Origin of the sequence: Aeromonas sp. R6-2 (assembly GCF_040908155.1) — a bacterium.
GTDB lineage: Bacteria > Pseudomonadota > Gammaproteobacteria > Enterobacterales > Aeromonadaceae > Aeromonas > Aeromonas schubertii.
In genome coordinates this window covers 1-1,670 of sequence record NZ_JBFODE010000023.1, presented here as the reverse complement: position 1 = coordinate 1,670, position 1,670 = coordinate 1, and the positions used below count along the sequence as shown (strand labels likewise).

Sequence of the window (1,670 nt, the reverse complement as noted above, 5' to 3'; positions counted from 1 at the left end):
GGCAATTCTTTCGCAGCAGCGCTGCCTGCTAGTAGCAGGAACGACTGATTCTATGTGTCAAAGCTGAGCAGAAATGCTTTTGTTCAACAACGCCGCCGTCAGGTGTAATCGGACGTTTGCTCTTGGTCTGGGGCGTTTGATGCGGCTGCGCCGCATGGGACGCGAGGCCGTCGGCCTCGACGGGTTTCGCCTGCCCTTCGGGCCGGGGCGAGTGACTTTGGAAAGACCCAAAGTCACCAAAGGTCTTCTCCCCCGCCAACCCGACCGCTGCGCGGTTTCCCTCGGGTCGGTCGCCAGGTCGGACGGACCGCCGCACACGGCACATCCTTGTGCCGCCTGCGGCTGCGCCATCATCCCTGATGGCGCTCCTGACCCTGCTCCTTCCCCTCGGCGGGTTGGAGGGGGCTCCAATACCGTGCCCGACGGCGACTGAGGGGGCTGGGCACCGATCTATTGGCCGCTACGTGGCGCTCAGAATGGTGGGTGCCCCAGAATCACCCAGAATCACAGCCCTCACCGGAAATTTGGGAGCGTAGCGAGTAAAATTTCCGTGTGGAGTGACTTGTTGCATGCCTATTTATCACCAAAGTCAACAGTCGCCCCCAACAATGTTTGTTCCGTTATATAATAGGGTAAGAAATCAGAAATATAGAATTGGAAAGCTTTCCAAATGTTTGAAAAAACAGTCACCATCAACACCAAAACTAAAAGCCAATCAAAGTAATTATTAGAACCCCATCCCCACCCTATAATTAATGCAGCAACAAGGAACACTTCAGAACAGGTGTGAAAAGATTTCAATTTCACTCTTAACCCCTCAAGTTCTTTCGAAACATCTTTAGCAAGAAAGTAATTCAAAACTTCCTCTTGTGATTTTTTTGAATCAATCTTCTCTTTGATTTGGGATATATAATAATCAAAAGAAGATGCTTTTGTCAGCAAATTGAATGACATGCTGCTGACCTTGGAATATATGTGGCCAATAATCCACGACACAAAAATAGCAATAGCCAATTGCTCGAAATCAACTGAAGCAAGCAATCCTTTGTTAAAATCAAAGATGGAAGATTCTGGCACAAGATTCTGGGACACCCACCATTTTGACAGGGGCGTAGCGCTCTGCTTGGCTTGAGGCATCACTGCCGAGGAACTTGCCATGACCATCGCCCGTTCACGTCAGATCAGCCTGCAGGATACGCCTTACTACCATGTGGTCAGCCGCTGTGTGCGGCGGGCCTTCCTGTGTGGGGAAGATGCCCACTCGGGGCAGAGCTACGAGCATCGCCGCCAGTGGGTGGTCGACCGGCTGGGCCAGCTGTCGCGCCTCTTTGCCATCGGCATCTGCGCCTATGCGGTGATGAGCAACCACTACCACCTGGTGCTGAAAGTGGATGCCGAGCAGGCCCAGGGCTGGAGCGAGCGGGAGGTGGCCGAGCGCTGGGCCGGGCTGTTCCAGTGGCCGCTGCTGGTGCGCCGCTGGTATCAGGGGGATGCCCTGATTGAGCCAGAGCTCTCGGTAGTGCAGGGGCTGATAGAGGAGTGGCGAGAGCGACTCTACTCCATCAGCTGGTTCGTGCGCCTGCTCAACGAAGGGCTGGCTCGCCAAGCCAATCAGGAAGACAGCTGCAAGGGTCACTTCTGGGAGGGGCGCTTCAAGAGTCAGGCCCTGC

At 54.4% G+C, this 1,670-nt stretch carries 1 protein-coding gene and 1 pseudogene; one reads left to right on the top strand and one right to left on the bottom strand.

From position 1 onward, the window contains the following. Positions 1 to 573: 573 nt before the first annotated feature. Complete coding sequence (locus tag AB5Y48_RS03165; RefSeq protein ID WP_368163738.1) at positions 574 to 1,158, bottom strand: hypothetical protein; 585 nt, start codon at positions 1,156 to 1,158, stop codon at positions 574 to 576. Here AB5Y48_RS03165 and AB5Y48_RS03160 point away from each other — a divergent pair. After that, positions 1,157 to 1,670 (top strand): annotated as a pseudogene (locus AB5Y48_RS03160) (alpha-amylase family glycosyl hydrolase); the annotation flags it as partial. The gene AB5Y48_RS03165 and the pseudogene AB5Y48_RS03160 sit on opposite strands and share 2 nt — an antisense overlap.

Coding starts and splice junctions, on each gene's coding strand:
- AB5Y48_RS03165 (WP_368163738.1), bottom strand. CDS start 1,158: ATGGCAAGTTCCTCGGCAGTGATGCCTCAAGCCAAGCAGAGCGCTACG.